The organism is Adhaeribacter pallidiroseus (assembly GCF_003340495.1).
Lineage (GTDB): Bacteria > Bacteroidota > Bacteroidia > Cytophagales > Hymenobacteraceae > Adhaeribacter > Adhaeribacter pallidiroseus.
Window position 1 is genome coordinate 294,959 of sequence record NZ_QASA01000001.1, and the last position, 14,960, is coordinate 309,918.

Genomic DNA, 14,960 nt, shown 5'->3' on the forward strand with positions numbered 1-14,960 from the left:
TATGCGAAAAATAATACCCTTAAATTTAATAATGCTGGTAGACGACGACGATACTACCAATTACCTGAACCATCGCCTATTAAGCCGGTTAAATGCCGCCCACGAAATAAAAGTGATTACTGATGGCGAACAGGCCTTTGAATATTTAGCCCACGCTTGTGATCAGGTAAGCCACCAAACGCAACCCTGCCCGGATTTAATATTGATGGATATAAAAATGCCCGTGATGGATGGTTTTGAATTTTTGGAGATGTATCAGCAAGCCAATCTTGCCTTAAAAAACAAAATAGTAATTTTAATGCTTACCTCTTCGGCTAGTTTCTACGATCTGGAACGATTGAAGAAATACGATGCAGTAAAAAAGCATTATTCTAAATCGCTTTCCGAAGCCGATGTAAAAGAAATTTTAGAAGAATATTTTCCGGAGCACATTACGCAGCAGTAAGTTGGGCTGTTCTAATTTTTATATTTATAAGTACTCGGACAAAATTAATTAAGTGCATAACTTAGAATAAAACATTGACTAGTAGTGTCTTATGAATCGAACAACCAACATCTACTAACGAACAACTACTTATATAAGTAAAAGCTTGCCCTACAGGGAGAGAATTCCGGTAATATTAGGGAATAAGACTTACTCGAGTTTAAAAACCAGCTTTGGCTTATGGATATAAGGTATTATAATTACCTGCAAGTGGCCGGTCGGGCGGTAGCGGTTTACTTATTTATCATTCTGGCTATTCGGTTATTCGGTAAAAAAGAACTAACCCAATTATCAGTAGTGGATCTGGTATTTATTTTATTAATCAGCAACTCCGTGCAGAACGCCATGGTGGGTCCGGATACTACTTTAGCGGGCGGACTAATTGCGGCAGCAGCTTTATTTGGAACTAACTATTTTTTAAAATTAACTATTTATCGTTCGCGCATCTGGAGTAAATTAATACAAGGAGAACCGGTAATGCTTATTTACAAAGGAAAGCTAAAAGATGAAAACCTGCGTAAAGTGCATCTATCCAGAACTGAGTTGGAAGTAGCGGCTCGGGAACACGGTTTACAAGATTTAAAAGAAGTAGATCTGGCAGTTTTAGAAGTTGACGGGAACATCAGTATTCTTACCCAAGATTTTAAGAGCCAGCATAAAACGCATCGTTCTAAATTAGCGGGCCATCCGCCAAAGAACTTAGCCAGTGGTGGTTTGTAAAAGTGTGATTTTTTTAAATTTTAGCTTTGCTTGTGTTTGGGAATAGTCAGGTGTAATCATAAGGGATGCCACGATGGTTTTAAAAAAACTACTGCCAATTTTTTTTATTCTGTTTTTAGTATTAGAGACGTATGCCCAACAAAGAATAAATCTGGTTTTAAAACACGAACTGGATAGCATCTATGTCCTGGACCAGAAATATAGATACCTGCTATCTTTAAAAAACAATAACACAAAAGCGGACTCCTTGGCAGCCGTATACCCTGTTACTAACCCAGATTTAGACTCGCATTTGTGGAGCAAGCAGGAAAAAATAGCTTCTTCCAACCTGATTAGAGTAGAAAAGATAATAAAGCAATACGGTTATCCGGTCAAAACCCTGGTAGGTACTCCTACGAACGAAGCCGTATATTATGTACTCCAACATTCCCCTAAAATAAATCTGTACTTTCCCATCGTCGAACAAGCAGCTATAAAAGGAGAACTCTCTTTTCAGCGGTATGCCACCATGCTAGATCGCTTATTGATGCAGGAAGAGAAAGAACAACTGTATGGGACGCAAGTATATGGTTTTAAGCACATTAATTTATAAACAAAGAAAGAGGAATAGACCGTGTTTGTATGGCCCATCAAAAATCCGGAAACGGTAAATAAAAAACGCCGGCAAGCAGGTTCTGAGCAAACAGTGGAAGAATATGCTAAAACGTTTGGTGTGGATTAGAAGATAACAACGCTTGAAGAATTTAAAAACATGAAATTTAAATGATTTATACGCCTTACTACATTTGTAAGGCAGCCTTATAGGCTGCTTTGTTAAGTTTAATAGCTTTACAAATTAATAATTGATGCGATGCCGGTACTGTTAAAATCTATATTAAGCGCTGTGTTATTTGGTGGACTAATCCTGGCCGCTCCCGCTTTTGCCCAGAAACCGAATACTACCACGAATTATGTTAATTTAAACGTCGTTAATTTTCAGAAGGAACTAGCTGCTCAAAAAGGTGTGGTGCTGGATGTGCGTACACCTACGGAGTTTGCCCAAGGGCACTTACCCCATGCTATTAATATGAATTACCAGGATCCGGAATTTGAACAAGCTATTAAAAATTTAAAACCAAATCAGCCTTATTTTATTTACTGCGCGAAAGGAGGCCGAAGCGCCAAAGCCTGCGACCAATTAAAAGCAAACAACTTAAAAAAGGTTTATAACCTGGAAGGTGGCATAGCGGCTTGGCAACAAGCCGGTCAGGTGATAGTAAAATAAAATTTTTAAATTTTCGGAGCTTTACCGGATGTAAAGTTCTTTTCACACCATTGTAGCGCTATGAGAAACTTAATTTTTTTAGCAGTCGGCACACTGCTATTGGGAAGTTGCCGCGAAAATAACCGAAAACCAACTGCCACTGCTGCGGATGGCAGTACCCTAGTCAATAAAACAATTCAAACAGCACTGGCTAGTTTTTCCGCCGATGACATATTAAAACAAACAGAGGTTTTGGCTTCGGATGTATACGAAGGCCGGGCGCCCGGTACCCGCGGCGAAGATTCCACAATTGCTTACCTGACGCGCCGGTTTAAGCAACTGGGTTTGGTGCCCGGCAACCCCAACGGGAGTTACGTGCAGGATGTTCCGTTGTATGGTTTTACCTCGCAGCCTACCGCTTCTTTTACGGCCCATAACAAAAAGATTAGTCTTAATTTTCCGGAGGACTACGTGGCGTTTTCGCACCAGTACAAACCACGCGTTACGGTTGCTAACTCCGAAATGGTATTTGTAGGCTACGGCATTGTGGCTCCCGAATACGGCTGGGACGATTACAAAGGCGTAGATGTAAAAGGCAAAACCATTGTGATGCTGATTAACGATCCGCCGATTCCGGAAGAGAACGATACCACTAAACTGGACAAGAAAATGTTTGGCGGACGCGCCATGACGTATTACGGCCGCTGGACGTACAAATACGAAATTGCTTCGGAAAAAGGAGCCGCTGCCGCCATCATTATCCACGAAACCGGACCGGCCGGTTACCCTTACGAAGTAGTATCGGGCAGTAACAGCCGCGAAAACGTGGATATTCAAACGCCTGACAAAAATGCCAAACAAGTTGCCGTAAAAAGCTGGATTACCACCGATAAAGCTAAAGAATTGTTTGCTGCCTCGGGTCAGGATTTTGCTACTTTAAAGAAAATGGCTTTGCAAAAAAGTTTCAAACCCGTGGCTTTGCCGGCTAAAGCTAATTTTGATTTAAAAATAGGTTTGCGCGAAATTAAAAGCCGCAACGTTATTGCCAAGCTGGAAGGATCGGATGAAAATTTAAAAAATGAATACGTGGTCTACTCGGCGCACTGGGACCACCTGGGCATAGATCCGAAACTCACCGGTGACCAGATTTACAACGGCGCCTTAGACAATGCCACCGGCACCGCGGGCTTGCTGGAACTGGCCGAAGCGTATAAAAAGTTACCCGAACCTTCTAAACGGACCATCTTGTTTCTGGCGGTAACCTCCGAAGAAAAAGGCTTGCTAGGTTCTAAGTATTATGCTGCCAACCCGTTGTACCCGCTTAATAAAACTCTGGCTAATATAAACATGGATGTGCTGAATGCTTATGGCCGCACCAAAGATGTTATTATCATTGGCTACGGCAATTCTACCCTGGATGATATTCTGGCAAAGGCAGCGCAAACACAGAACCGGAAAATTGTACCGGAGGCTACCCCGGAAAAAGGCTCGTTCTACCGTTCCGACCATTTTGAGTTTGCCAAGCAAGGCGTACCCGCCCTTTATGCCGAATCGGGCGAAGAAGCAGTAGACAAACCGCAGGATTATTTCCGGAAAAAAGCCGAAGCTTATACCGCTAACGATTACCACAAAGTATCGGACGACATTAAAAAAGATTGGGATTTCTCGGGCGCCATTCAGGATTTACAACTGTACTTTATGGTAGGCTACGACGTAGCTCAAGGCGATACTTACCCCGAATGGAAACCCGGCACGGAGTTTAAAGCCAAACGGGAAGCCATGCTAAAGCAATAATAAACCGGTAAAAGCGAATAAAATTTTAAAATTTATTCGCTTTTACTTTTTAGGAGCCAGCAAATCCATCACGGAGGCGCTCATGGTTTGCACACCCGTTTTAATGGTTGGTTCCGGCAAGGGCGCAAAGTTGCTGGAATGCAGTGTGGGGAAGGCTTTACCCGTTTGTTTGCTTTCGGCTAGTTTCTTTGGATCAACGGTGCCGAGCCAGTACAGGCTAATCGGAATCTTTGCTTCGGTGCGGCCGTAAAAAGCAAAGTCTTCGCCCACCATGGAGGGCGGTGTTTCCAGCACGTTTTCTTTCCCCAGAACCCGCACAAAAGATTGCGTTAACCTTTTCGTAAGATTAATATTGTTGTAGGTAAACGGATTAAACTGGTCGCGGACGGTGACAACAGGTAAGCGGTCCTGGGGAATGCCCGCGCCTTCGGCTAATCCTTTACAGATACGTTTAATGCTGGCAATGGTATTGTGGCGTACTTCATCGGAGTAGGAGCGCAGGGTTAATTGCAATTTTACCTCATCCGGAATAATGTTGTACGACGTACCCCCGTGGATAGAGCCTACCGTAACCACGGCTGGTTGCAAGGGCGAGGTTTCGCGGCTTACAATGGTTTGCAGAGCCATTACAATTTGCGACGCCAGTACCACCGGGTCTTTGGTGTTTTGGGGCATGGCTCCGTGGTCACCTAATCCGCGTACGGTAATCTCTACGGCGTCTACGTTGGCCATAATGTTGCCTTCGGTGTAACCTACTTGCCCGGCGGGTATACTGGCGTGGTTGTGCAGTGCTAAGCAATAATCGGGCTCCGGAAATTTAGTGAACAATCCATCTTTTAACATGGCCTTGGCGCCACCGCTACGTTCTTCGGCGGGTTGCCCGATTAGGATTACCGTGCCCGACCAGTTTTTTTTAAATTTTGCCAGAGTTTGCGCTACTCCGGTAAAAACCGTCATGTGCATATCGTGGCCGCAGGCGTGCATCACGGGTACTTCTTTGCCAGCATCGGCTTTACCAGTGGCTTTACTGGCATAAGGCAAATTGCTTTCTTCCAGTACGGGTAATCCGTCTAAATCCGTCCGGACCAGCACCGTAGGACCAGCCCCGTTTTTTAAAATTCCGACCACTCCGTAACCACCCATGTTTTCAGTTACCGCAAAGCCAGCTGTTTTTAATTGTGCGGCTATGGTAGCCGCAGTATTTTTTTCCTGAAAAGATAGTTCTGGTGCGGCGTGTAAGGTTTGATACAACGAAAACAATTTGCCGTAAGATTGTTCCACAAAGGCTTGCACTTCTTTATCGCGCGCCGTTGGTTGCGCACCGCTGGGCAGTACTATACTAGTAAACAGAAAAAGGAACAGGTATTTAGAAAAAGACATTAGATTCTGATTTTTTAAGCAAACAAAGAAACAAGATCAAGAGGATTGCCGCCCTGAATTTTTAATTTTTGAAGCCATAAGCTTTCGTAAAACAGATAGATTTTTAAATTTTTGAAAAACGAACCCCTACTTTTCTATTAATAGTTATTACGCCATAGTTGGCTTAAAATTAAGTGTTTACCAAAGCTTTAAACATAAAAGTTGCAGAATTTAAAGCTGGAGCTATTTAGAAGATTTCCAGATTTATTTCGGCCAAGGGTTACTTTATTCAGGTTAGAAGTATAAAGACTAAAATCTGAAAGTAATTAATCTAAAATAATCTGTTATGAAAAACTTATCGAAAATTATTGTTTTAGCATTTGCCGCTCTTTCGTTCACGTTTGCTTCTTGTAATTCTAAACCCGCTGAAAATGCAGAAAGCGCTACTGAAGGTGCGGTAGATGCCGCTGGTGCTGAGCTGGATTCGGCTACAACGCCTACTGAAGGGGACACCGCGGTAGTTCAAGATCAACCGGTACAAGATGGTGTTGTAGATTCTACAGCTACTAAATAAGGTAAAACTTTTTAATACAAAAGCCTTGTTCTTTCAGGAGAACAAGGCTTTTTGTTTTCGATGAGGTTAGTTAAAATTTAATAAATAATCCAGGGCTAAAAGCAAATTAGAAAGAAGTACGCTTACTTTTTATTCTACTATCTATTGGTGTTCTTTAAATTAAATCTTTAGACCAAGCTAAACGGGATTTACTATCCCGTTTTTTACGAAACTGGATTAGGAAGCCATTTGGGTTCTAGTAATTAAATCAAACAATTAGCTCAAGTTTTTTAAATTTTCAGGCGCGCCGGGTTTAGTTTACCCAATCTTTTTGCTTATCTTTTAGTAAACATGTCCGTACTTGTATCAGGTATACTTATTAGCTACAATAGGCCGTTTTATTCGATATAACTTCACTAAAACTTTATCAGTTATGGTTTTACTCCGAAATAGTTTAGCAGCTTGTATTTTTTTAGTTCTTACTTCTTTCACGCTTTTCCATCATGGTTGGGCCGACTACGACCAAACCAAAGTGCTCGATTATACGGGCACCATCGAAGAATTTACCTATGAAAATCCGCATGCCCTGGCTAAGGTGAAGCAGGACGACAAAGTATGGACGGTTTATCTGGCACCTCCCAGCCGCATGGAAAGCCGCGGCGTTCCGAAAGCTAAGTTAGCTAAAGGTAATTCGGTGCGGGTAGTGGGTTATCCGCATAAAGAAGTAAAAGACGAAATGCGCGCCGAACGCATTTTCGTGGACGGAAATAAATTTGAATTGCGGTAAACTTGGCGGCTACTTACGCGGAGTGGCTGTTGTGGGTAGAGAAATCTAGCTGGGCCGCCGCTATCCGGCAATCTAATTGGTTATACCAGTGGCTGGAAATCGGGCATATTGTAGGCATAGCCTTATTGGTAGGAGCGGCTTTTTTGTTTGATTTGCGACTGTTGGGTAATTCCCGGTTTTTACCTGTTTCGGGTTTGGCGCGCTATTTACTTTCCTGGTCGCGGCGCGGTTTAATTCTTATTGTGCCCACGGGAATTTTGTTATTTATTACTAACGCCGGGGCTTTAGGCCAGGATCCTACCTTTGGGCTTAAAATGCTTTTACTCGTTCTGGCCGGCCTGAACGCAACTGTTTTTCATACTTTTACTTACCCGAAAGTAAGATATTGGGATGTAAATCAAAGCACTCCTTTAAAAGCTAAATTAGCCGCTGTTTTTTCTCTTGTCCTCTGGTCGGCCATTATTGCCTGCGGTCGTTTGCTGGCATATTAAAACTCTTTTTTTAAATTTTTTTAATTTTTTACGCTTAACCGCCCGCTATATCTAAGGGCTGGTGGATACTTTGTGCAGTAGTAAAACAAATTTCACTACCGCCAGTATTAACATCATTCTGTTTCAATAACGCCTATATGATGAACAACACCCGCATTGAGCACGATTTTATCGGGGAAAAAGAAATTCCCGCCGACGTTTATTATGGAGTACAAACTTTACGCGCCCTCGAAAATTTTAATATTACCGGCCAACGCATCTCGCAGGAGCCTTTTTTTGTGCAGGCTCTGGCCTACGTGAAAAAAGGAGCCGCCATGGCCAACCGTGATTTAGGCGTGCTGGACCCTACTATTGCGGATTACATTATTAAAGCCTGCGACCAATTAATTGCCGGTAAATATCTAGAGCAGTTTCCTTCCGATATGATCCAGGGAGGGGCGGGTACTTCGGTAAACATGAATGCCAACGAAGTAATTGCCAACGTGGCTTTGGAGATGATGGGCCACGCCAAAGGCGAGTACCAGTATTGCCACCCCAACAACCACGTAAACTTTTCGCAATCTACCAACGACGCTTACCCAACTGCTTTCCGGATTGCCATCCTGAACAAACTGACCGCCTATACGCAAGCCTTAACCGCTTTATCGGCGGCGTTTGAAGCCAAAGGAGTAGAATTTAAAAATGTTTTAAAAATGGGCCGTACGCAGTTACAAGATGCGGTACCTATGTCCATGGGCGATGAGTTCCGGGGTTTTGCCAATACTCTGGCCGAAGAAGTAGGCCGCCTGGAAGATGCCAAACAATTAATGGCCGAAATTAACATGGGCGCTACGGCCATTGGTACAGCAGTAAACGCGCCCGAAGGTTACCCCGCCCTAGTAACCAAAATTTTGGCCGATATTACGGGCTTGCCTCTGTACCTGGCCCCCGATTTAATTGAAGCTACCTCCGATACGGGCGCTTACGTGCAGCTTTCCGGGGTTTTAAAACGCACGGCGGTTAAAATTTCGAAAATCTGCAACGATTTACGTTTGCTGTCTTCTGGTCCGCGTACCGGGTTCTTCGAGATTAGTTTGCCGCAAATGCAGCCGGGTTCTTCTATTATGCCGGGCAAAGTAAACCCGGTAATTCCGGAAGTAGTAAACCAAACCGCGTACTACGTTATTGGTGCCGATTTAACCATTACCATGGCTGCTGAGGCGGGGCAATTGCAGCTTAATGTAATGGAGCCGGTTATTTCTTTCGCGCTATTTACCTCTATCAGTTACATGACCAATGCGTGTTATACCCTTCGCGAAAAATGCGTGTTGGGCATTGTAGCTAACAGTGCCCGCACTCAGGAAATGGTGATGCACAGCATTGGTATAGTAACTATCCTTAACCCGATTATTGGTTACGAAGCGGCGGCAGCTACGGCCAAAGAAGCTTTGCAAACCGGCAAATCGGTGTACCAAATAGTGGTTAAAGAAAAACAACTGGTAACTCAGGAAAAATGGGACGAATTGTATTCTTTCGAAAACCTGATAAAGCCAAAATTTGTGCAGAGTTAAATCTTGCTATCTAAAGTGCCTCCCTAAGTAAACCTGCCTGATCCGGAAAGGCAGGTTTTTGCTTTCTTAAAAATAACATTCGTCAGCTAACTTCCTGCATTAGTTAAAATTTTAAAAAACAGCCATAAACCGCTTATAGTCGTAACCGTAGTAGTAAGTAAAAGCTACTTTAAATAACGATCCTTTAAAAGGCATTTGTTATTTCACATTAGGGTAGGCTTATAGCTACTTTAGAAAAAATATTTTAAAAATACAGGAGGTTGGTATATCTAACCTGAAGCTCTATATATAATTTCTGTAATTTTATGTAAATTTAGTGGTTCTTAAAAAAATAAGATTATGCTTAAGTTATCTACTTTTTTGTTTCTGTTGGTGTTAGTTATGGGTGTTTCGTGTAAGGAAATAGATAAGTTGCTTACATTTGAAATGGAAAATAGCCAAATTATTACATTAGATTCTGGTTTTCCGTTAAATAGCAGTGTGGTGTCGCTTCCCATGGACATCACCACAAACTCGGAAGATGAGTTTAAAAATAATAATACCCAGGCCGAGTTTGTAAAAGATATTACCTTAAAAGATTTTAAGCTGACTATAACCGATCCCCCCTCCCAGGATTTTAGTTTTTTAAAAAACGCTAAAGTGTATATCGCTTTGCCCGACAATACCGAAGAAGTACTCTTGGCCTACCGGGACGATATTCCCGATACGATTGGCAATACCATGGAACTGACCTCTACAAACGTGGAATTGGATAAATACGTGAAAGCGCCTTCTTTCAAGATTCGTACGGAAACTACCTTTGATAAATCAGTTACCAGTGCTATTACCTTGCGGGCCGACATGAAATTTAACGTAACCGCCGATCCGTTGTAGTAAAACATTAAGCAGGTAAAAGCTGTTTTTAAACTCCCGCTCGTACAAGCGGGAGTTTTTTATATAATTTTCTACAAAACACATTTTCAACATAAGGCAATCTGGATTTACAAATTTTAAAAAAAAGTTTATCCGTATATTTGCCAGCCAAAATAGATAGTATATTATGCAGATATCCGAAACAAATAAGTTGCAGAAGATTATAATTGTGGGTGACCGGGTATTAATAAAGCCGAAATCTGCCAAAGATCAGACCAAAAGTGGTTTGTTTTTGCCGCCGGGCGTGCAGGAAAAAGAAAAAGTACAGGAAGGTTACGTAATGAAAGTAGGGCCGGGTTATCCTATTCCGGCCGATTATACTTTTGAGGAAGAAACATGGAACCAAAACGAACCCGAAGAAGATGTTCGCTACATTCCTTTGCAAGCCAAAGAAGGCGATTTAGCCATTTACCTGCAACGCGATGCTATTGAAATTAACTACCAGCAGGAACGCTACTTTATTGTGCCGCAAGCCGCTGTATTAATGCTAATCCGGGAAGAAGATCTAGATTAAAGTTAAATATGTTAACCAGTAAGAAAGCAGCCTTGAGGCTGCTTTTTTTATAAAGAAAATTTAAAAATTAGTCTGTAAACCGCTTATTTAGCCAGCGCGCCAGCACAATTAAGGCCCATAACTCGGTGCTGTAATCATGGCGGCCTTGGCGCAAAGCCTGAATTAGGATTTGGGTTTCCGGAAATTTTAAAAATTTAAAAATAAGGTGCTGCGGATTCTGTAAGTCGGCGAATAACCATTGGTTGGCCGTTTCTTTTAACCATTGTCCCAAAGGCATTCCAAAGCCTTCTTTGGCCCGATGGGTGAGCTGCTGACCGTGGTGTTGTTCCAGAATCCGTTTTAAAATCCATTTAGATCCATTCTTAAATAAAACTTCGGCCGGTAAACTCTGGGTAAATTGGTGTAAATGGTTATCCAGGTACGGCGTCCGGACTTCCAGCGAATGCGCCATACTGGTTTTATCGGTCATGGCCAGAATATCGGCAATTAAATATTGATGTAAATCCCGGTCTAAACCCCACCGTAATAACTCTGTTGACATATTAGACTGTTCTGCCGGAGTTTGTAAAACCTGAAACTGCGGTTGCAGTAACTGTTGCAGGTGCCGGTCCATGGAGGTAAAATTTAAAAAAGTTTGTTCCGGATGTTGCGGTTTAATTTTGTACGCTAATTTTCTTAATAGTAAAAATTGTTTCCGTAAAGGGTGTTTAATTCCCGTGGCCAATAGAGGAGCGCTGGCTTGTAACAAAGGCAAAGCCATCCGCGCCAAGGAGCGATGCTGCAAAAAATGGTAGAAAGCCCGGTGCCGGTTATAACCACCATAAAGCTCGTCAGCGCCGGCTCCCGAGAGCGCCACTTTGATTTTTCCCTTTACTTGTTCCGAGAGGTAATACGTCAGCAAAGCCGCTCCGTCGGCAATGGGTTGATCCAGGGTAGCTACCAATTCATCCAGATAATGCAGAATGGAAGCGTTAATTTCAAAAGACAAATGTTCGGCGCCGAATTGCTGAGCGGCCACCCGGGAAAACCAATAATCTTCGGAGCCAAAAGTACTTTCCGAGGCCTTGTTACTTACCGTAAAAGCCGGAAAATGCGCGTAGCCTAATTGTTGCGCTAAGGCTAAAATTAAGGTAGAATCAATGCCCCCGCTTAAAAAAAGTCCCACGGGTACATCGGCTTGTAAGTGCCGTTCTACCGATTGCAACAACAAACTTTCCGTTTTTTGAATAATTTCGGCCTCGCTGTAAATAATTAAATTAGGCGCAGGCGGAGTTAGGTAAGAAGCCAAATGTAAAGTATGATTGGCATACGTTAGAACTTGGCCTTCTTCTAACTCCATGATATCTCGGTAAAAAGTTTCCGGTTTTAGCGCATGGCGGTAGCGCAAATAGGCGAGAAGCTGCGATTCATTCAGTTCTTTTTTAACTAAACCCGAAGCCAGTAAGCTGTTTATCTCCGACGAAAGAAGCAAGTAATCGGGGGTATGCACATAATACAACCGCTTTATACCAAATCGGTCGCGGGCAGCCAGCAGCTGTTGCGTTTGCGTATCGTAAAAAACAAAGGCAAACATGCCGTTTAACTTTTCTATGCCGGCTTGTCCGTAAGTTATTAAAACAGCCAGCAACACCTCGGTATCAGAATTCGTCCGGAAAGCGTAGCCTTGGGTTTGCAGCTCTTGCCGCAGGGCCAGGTAATTATAAATTTCGCCGTTGTATAAAAGCAGGAAACGTTCGTCCGCGGAGAAAAAAGGTTGGTTTGCTGCCGGCGAAAGATCAATTATTTTTAAACGGTTATGCCCGAAGTAAATCTGGCCATTCTGGTAAGTATCGGTAAAATAAACAGTGGCATCCGGTCCCCGATGCTTATTTGCTTCTGTTAGCGCAATTATGGCCGAATCCGGCGCCTTACCTTTTTTACTAATAATCAGATTAATGCCGCACAAACTCTTCAGGCTTAAAATATATAAACGTAATATCCGGAAACAGATACCCCGTTCATACGAGATAAAAACAATTTATAAGGCATATTTATTTTACCCGGTACCATGCTGGCTGCAAAATTAAGGAAATAACCTGTTTAAAATACCCGGATTTAAATTTTTAACCTAAACGGTTTTCCGGGTCATCCAGCATATTAGGCCAGTGTGTCTGGTAAAATTTACAGAAGTGGGTAAGGGGGCAAACAGCGCATTTGGGCTTACGCGCGACGCAAATATACCGGCCGTGTAAAATGAGCCAGTGGTGGGCTTTCGGTACTACCTCTTTGGGGATATAAGCCATGAGTTGCTTTTCAACCTCCAAAGGCGTATGCGCGTTTTGCGTTACCAAACCTAAGCGCTTCGATACCCGGAAAACATGCGTATCTACGGCCATAGCGGGTTGGTTGTAAACAACCGAAGCAATTACGTTGGCGGTTTTACGACCCACGCCGGGTAATTTTTGCAATTCTTCTACACTGCTGGGTACTTCGGCGTTAAACTGCTCCACTAGCATTTTGCCCAAACCAGCCAGATGTTTGGCTTTATTATTTGGGTACGAAATACTTTTAATAAACGGATAAATCTCTTCGGGTGTAGCAGCAGCCAGGTGTTGCGGGGTAGGAAACTGCTCGTACAAGGCTGGGGTTACCAGGTTTACGCGTTTATCGGTACATTGGGCACTCAGTACTACCGCCAGAATGAGTTCGTAAGCGTTACCGTAGGCAAGTTCGGTTTCGGGCTCCGGAAAATTATGAGTGAAATATTCTATTAAGTGTTGGTACCGTTCTTTTTTGCGCATAAAAAAAGTTTGCAGCTTTTTACTGCTGCAAACTTAAGTTTTTTGAATAAGTTAAAATAGAATTGATCGTTTTTTCACTCGGTACTTTCAGTTCAACGTTTAACTTTTCCTGCAAAATTAATAACTCCGCACAATGCTCAGCCAATTCGTGATTCTGGGCAAGGGTTTGTTCAAATAATTGTTTCTCACCCAAAGCCAATTCATCATAAATGTATTGGATGAGATCATTGTGAGTAGTGGTTTTTATCATAATCTATGTTCTGGTTAGTCATCTTCTTCCGAAGATTGATCAACGCATAACGCATACGGCCTAAAGCCGTATTGATGCTAACCCCCGTAGTTTCGGCAATTTCCTGAAAGCTCATATCCGCGTAATGGCGCATAATTAAAACTTCTTTTTGCGCTTCAGGCAACTGCTGGATCAATTCGCGAAGCCGCTTGTGCGTGTCTTCTTTGATCTGCAGGGATTCAATTGATTCTTCGGCGAAGGCTAGCGTGTTAAAAACATTGCTGCCATCTTCCATTTCAATAGTGGGGTTGCGTTTTTCTTTCCGGAAAAAGTCGATTGCCAAGTTATGGGCAATGCGGCAAATCCACGAAGAAAATTTACCCTCCTCGTTATACCGACCACTTTTCATGGTATGGATAGCTTTAATAAAAGTATCCTGCAACAAGTCTTCGGCGGTGTAAGTATCTTTCACGATTAATAAAATCGTGGTAAAAACTTTGTTCTTGTGTCTTTTTACTAAAAGTTCGAAAGCGTTTTCATTACCTGCAATATATAACGACACCAGTTCGGAGTCGCTAAGTTGGATTGTGTTCATATTAAAGCTACATAAATTTAACGTAGAGCTTTATACCATATTGTGCAGATTAAAAACTTTTAAGGATATATAAAGGAGGAGTTTATGTAAATATATAGAAGTATTTTTGGATTTGCAAAATATCAAACGGCCAAGATTACTTATTTTTGAAATTTTTTTTAAAAAGACATGCAAAAATCGTCCCATATTAAAAATATTCAGTAAATACGCATGGTTTTCTGCTTAAATTTCAGGATAATAGGTATTTGTTGTTTGGCTATGTACGGATTTAAATTGCCGCTTAGATTGCTGAAAAACAATTATTTTAATTTTTATTCTTGAAATCAGAGAGGTCGTGAAAGAAATTTTTAAAAAATAGGATGTTGCAGTAAGTGTAAACGACCAAGAACCAGACAATTTTAAATTTTTACTTTTTTTCTGCGTTGAAACGTAACAATTTATTTTTTGTGATTCCCGAAGAAGGTAGGTGCGCTAATTGTAGGCAAAAAAGGGAGAAATAAGGGGAAATACGAACAGCTAGCCGTATACATTAACTATTTACTGAGCTGGTTTTAATTGTTGCAACTATTCTGGCATACAGTTATTTCTTGCCAAATGGCTTTACTGCTCATTTTCTAATTCACTTAAAAATTGCAGAAAAAGCGCGCGTACTTTTTGAATCTGATCTACGTTGAGATAATAACACACGCAAGCGCCATTTACTTCGCCGGTAATCAGGCCCGCCGATTTTAATTCTTTTAAATGCTGCGAAACCGTAGATTGTGATAAGGGTAATTCTTCTACAATATCTCCGCAAATGCAAATCTGCTTTTTGCTCAGCATGTTTAAAATAGCTACCCGGGCTGGATGCGCCAGGGCTTTCGCATAAGTGGCTAAGGTGATCTCACTTTCGCGGAAAGCCGCTATTTTAGGTGTAGCCATGATTTTAAATTACGGTTTGCTAAGGATG

The 14,960-nt window shown here is 42.1% G+C and carries 17 protein-coding genes; 11 read left to right on the forward strand and 6 right to left on the reverse strand.

The window, feature by feature from the left end:
- Position 1 precedes the first annotated feature (1 nt).
- From AHMF7616_RS01160 to AHMF7616_RS01180, 5 genes are all read left to right on the forward strand, one after another.
- Positions 2 to 445: a response regulator gene (locus AHMF7616_RS01160; RefSeq protein ID WP_115371225.1), complete on the forward strand. Its 444-nt coding sequence runs from the start codon at positions 2 to 4 to the stop codon at positions 443 to 445.
- 219 nt (positions 446 to 664) lie between these two features.
- Positions 665 to 1,204: a DUF421 domain-containing protein gene (locus AHMF7616_RS01165; protein WP_115371226.1), complete on the forward strand. Its 540-nt coding sequence runs from the start codon at positions 665 to 667 to the stop codon at positions 1,202 to 1,204.
- A gap of 73 nt (positions 1,205 to 1,277) precedes the next feature.
- Positions 1,278 to 1,796 carry a DUF6624 domain-containing protein gene (locus AHMF7616_RS01170; RefSeq protein WP_115371227.1) on the forward strand — a complete coding sequence of 173 codons (519 nt, stop codon included), beginning with the start codon at positions 1,278 to 1,280 and terminating at the stop codon, positions 1,794 to 1,796.
- 258 nt (positions 1,797 to 2,054) lie between these two features.
- Positions 2,055 to 2,468: a rhodanese-like domain-containing protein gene (locus tag AHMF7616_RS01175; RefSeq protein WP_115371228.1), complete on the forward strand. Its 414-nt coding sequence runs from the start codon at positions 2,055 to 2,057 to the stop codon at positions 2,466 to 2,468.
- 60 nt (positions 2,469 to 2,528) lie between these two features.
- Complete coding sequence (locus tag AHMF7616_RS01180; RefSeq protein WP_115371229.1) at positions 2,529 to 4,241, forward strand: M28 family metallopeptidase; 1,713 nt, start codon at positions 2,529 to 2,531, stop codon at positions 4,239 to 4,241.
- 42 nt (positions 4,242 to 4,283) lie between these two features.
- Here AHMF7616_RS01180 and AHMF7616_RS01185 read toward each other — a convergent pair whose 3' ends face one another.
- Positions 4,284 to 5,621: an amidohydrolase gene (locus tag AHMF7616_RS01185; protein ID WP_115371230.1), complete on the reverse strand. Its 1,338-nt coding sequence runs from the start codon at positions 5,619 to 5,621 to the stop codon at positions 4,284 to 4,286.
- Between the two features lie 325 nt (positions 5,622 to 5,946).
- Here AHMF7616_RS01185 and AHMF7616_RS01190 point away from each other — a divergent pair, with 325 nt between their 5' ends.
- The 6 genes from AHMF7616_RS01190 (at position 5,947) to AHMF7616_RS01215 (ending at position 10,407) form a co-directional block, all read left to right on the forward strand.
- The gene (locus tag AHMF7616_RS01190) at positions 5,947 to 6,174 is read left to right on the forward strand and encodes a hypothetical protein (protein WP_115371231.1); all 228 of its coding nucleotides are present in this window, start codon (positions 5,947 to 5,949) and stop codon (positions 6,172 to 6,174) included.
- Positions 6,175 to 6,586: 412 nt separating this feature from the next.
- On the forward strand, positions 6,587 to 6,940 hold the full coding sequence (locus AHMF7616_RS01195; RefSeq protein ID WP_115371232.1) for a DUF6152 family protein: 354 nt from the start codon (positions 6,587 to 6,589) through the stop codon (positions 6,938 to 6,940).
- Positions 6,941 to 6,942: 2 nt separating this feature from the next.
- Positions 6,943 to 7,431: a DUF6644 family protein gene (locus AHMF7616_RS01200; protein WP_115371233.1), complete on the forward strand. Its 489-nt coding sequence runs from the start codon at positions 6,943 to 6,945 to the stop codon at positions 7,429 to 7,431.
- Between the two features lie 137 nt (positions 7,432 to 7,568).
- Positions 7,569 to 8,981, forward strand: coding sequence for an aspartate ammonia-lyase (gene aspA / locus AHMF7616_RS01205; RefSeq protein ID WP_233507228.1), 1,413 nt, complete (start codon positions 7,569 to 7,571; stop codon positions 8,979 to 8,981).
- 339 nt (positions 8,982 to 9,320) lie between these two features.
- The gene (locus tag AHMF7616_RS01210; RefSeq protein WP_115371235.1) at positions 9,321 to 9,854 is read left to right on the forward strand and encodes a hypothetical protein; all 534 of its coding nucleotides are present in this window, start codon (positions 9,321 to 9,323) and stop codon (positions 9,852 to 9,854) included.
- A 166-nt stretch (positions 9,855 to 10,020) separates the two neighbouring features.
- Entirely contained in the window at positions 10,021 to 10,407 is a 387-nt protein-coding gene (locus tag AHMF7616_RS01215; RefSeq protein ID WP_115371236.1) for a co-chaperone GroES, read from the forward strand.
- 67 nt (positions 10,408 to 10,474) lie between these two features.
- Here AHMF7616_RS01215 and asnB read toward each other — a convergent pair whose 3' ends face one another.
- From asnB to AHMF7616_RS01240, 5 genes are all read right to left on the reverse strand, one after another.
- Positions 10,475 to 12,352 (reverse strand): asparagine synthase (glutamine-hydrolyzing), encoded by a 1,878-nt coding sequence (asnB, locus tag AHMF7616_RS01220; RefSeq protein WP_158546066.1) that lies wholly within the window; start codon positions 12,350 to 12,352, stop codon positions 10,475 to 10,477.
- A gap of 157 nt (positions 12,353 to 12,509) precedes the next feature.
- Positions 12,510 to 13,187 (reverse strand): endonuclease III, encoded by a 678-nt coding sequence (gene nth / locus AHMF7616_RS01225; RefSeq protein ID WP_115371238.1) that lies wholly within the window; start codon positions 13,185 to 13,187, stop codon positions 12,510 to 12,512.
- A 19-nt stretch (positions 13,188 to 13,206) separates the two neighbouring features.
- A complete protein-coding gene (locus tag AHMF7616_RS01230; RefSeq protein ID WP_115371239.1) occupies positions 13,207 to 13,437 on the reverse strand; it encodes a hypothetical protein in 231 nt (76 codons plus the stop codon).
- Positions 13,412 to 14,011, reverse strand: coding sequence for an RNA polymerase sigma factor (locus AHMF7616_RS01235; protein ID WP_115371240.1), 600 nt, complete (start codon positions 14,009 to 14,011; stop codon positions 13,412 to 13,414). The genes AHMF7616_RS01230 and AHMF7616_RS01235 overlap by 26 nt, the downstream gene beginning before the upstream one ends.
- A gap of 600 nt (positions 14,012 to 14,611) precedes the next feature.
- A complete protein-coding gene (locus AHMF7616_RS01240) occupies positions 14,612 to 14,932 on the reverse strand; it encodes an ArsR/SmtB family transcription factor (protein WP_115371241.1) in 321 nt (106 codons plus the stop codon).
- Positions 14,933 to 14,960: the final 28 nt, after the last annotated feature.

Bases quoted from the DNA above. Each gene is read 5' to 3' on its own strand.
- nth (WP_115371238.1), bottom strand. From the start codon at position 13,187: ATGCGCAAAAAAGAACGGTACCAACACTTAATAGAATATTTCACTCAT.
- aspA (WP_233507228.1), top strand. From the start codon at position 7,569: ATGATGAACAACACCCGCATTGAGCACGATTTTATCGGGGAAAAAGAA.
- AHMF7616_RS01235 (WP_115371240.1), bottom strand. From the start codon at position 14,011: ATGAACACAATCCAACTTAGCGACTCCGAACTGGTGTCGTTATATATT.
- AHMF7616_RS01215 (WP_115371236.1), top strand. From the start codon at position 10,021: ATGCAGATATCCGAAACAAATAAGTTGCAGAAGATTATAATTGTGGGT.
- AHMF7616_RS01230 (WP_115371239.1), bottom strand. From the start codon at position 13,437: ATGATAAAAACCACTACTCACAATGATCTCATCCAATACATTTATGAT.
- AHMF7616_RS01175 (WP_115371228.1), top strand. From the start codon at position 2,055: ATGCCGGTACTGTTAAAATCTATATTAAGCGCTGTGTTATTTGGTGGA.
- AHMF7616_RS01185 (WP_115371230.1), bottom strand. From the start codon at position 5,621: ATGTCTTTTTCTAAATACCTGTTCCTTTTTCTGTTTACTAGTATAGTA.
- AHMF7616_RS01190 (WP_115371231.1), top strand. From the start codon at position 5,947: ATGAAAAACTTATCGAAAATTATTGTTTTAGCATTTGCCGCTCTTTCG.
- AHMF7616_RS01170 (WP_115371227.1), top strand. From the start codon at position 1,278: ATGGTTTTAAAAAAACTACTGCCAATTTTTTTTATTCTGTTTTTAGTA.
- AHMF7616_RS01195 (WP_115371232.1), top strand. From the start codon at position 6,587: ATGGTTTTACTCCGAAATAGTTTAGCAGCTTGTATTTTTTTAGTTCTT.
- AHMF7616_RS01180 (WP_115371229.1), top strand. From the start codon at position 2,529: ATGAGAAACTTAATTTTTTTAGCAGTCGGCACACTGCTATTGGGAAGT.
- AHMF7616_RS01210 (WP_115371235.1), top strand. From the start codon at position 9,321: ATGCTTAAGTTATCTACTTTTTTGTTTCTGTTGGTGTTAGTTATGGGT.
- AHMF7616_RS01240 (WP_115371241.1), bottom strand. From the start codon at position 14,932: ATGGCTACACCTAAAATAGCGGCTTTCCGCGAAAGTGAGATCACCTTA.
- AHMF7616_RS01160 (WP_115371225.1), top strand. From the start codon at position 2: ATGCGAAAAATAATACCCTTAAATTTAATAATGCTGGTAGACGACGAC.
- AHMF7616_RS01165 (WP_115371226.1), top strand. From the start codon at position 665: ATGGATATAAGGTATTATAATTACCTGCAAGTGGCCGGTCGGGCGGTA.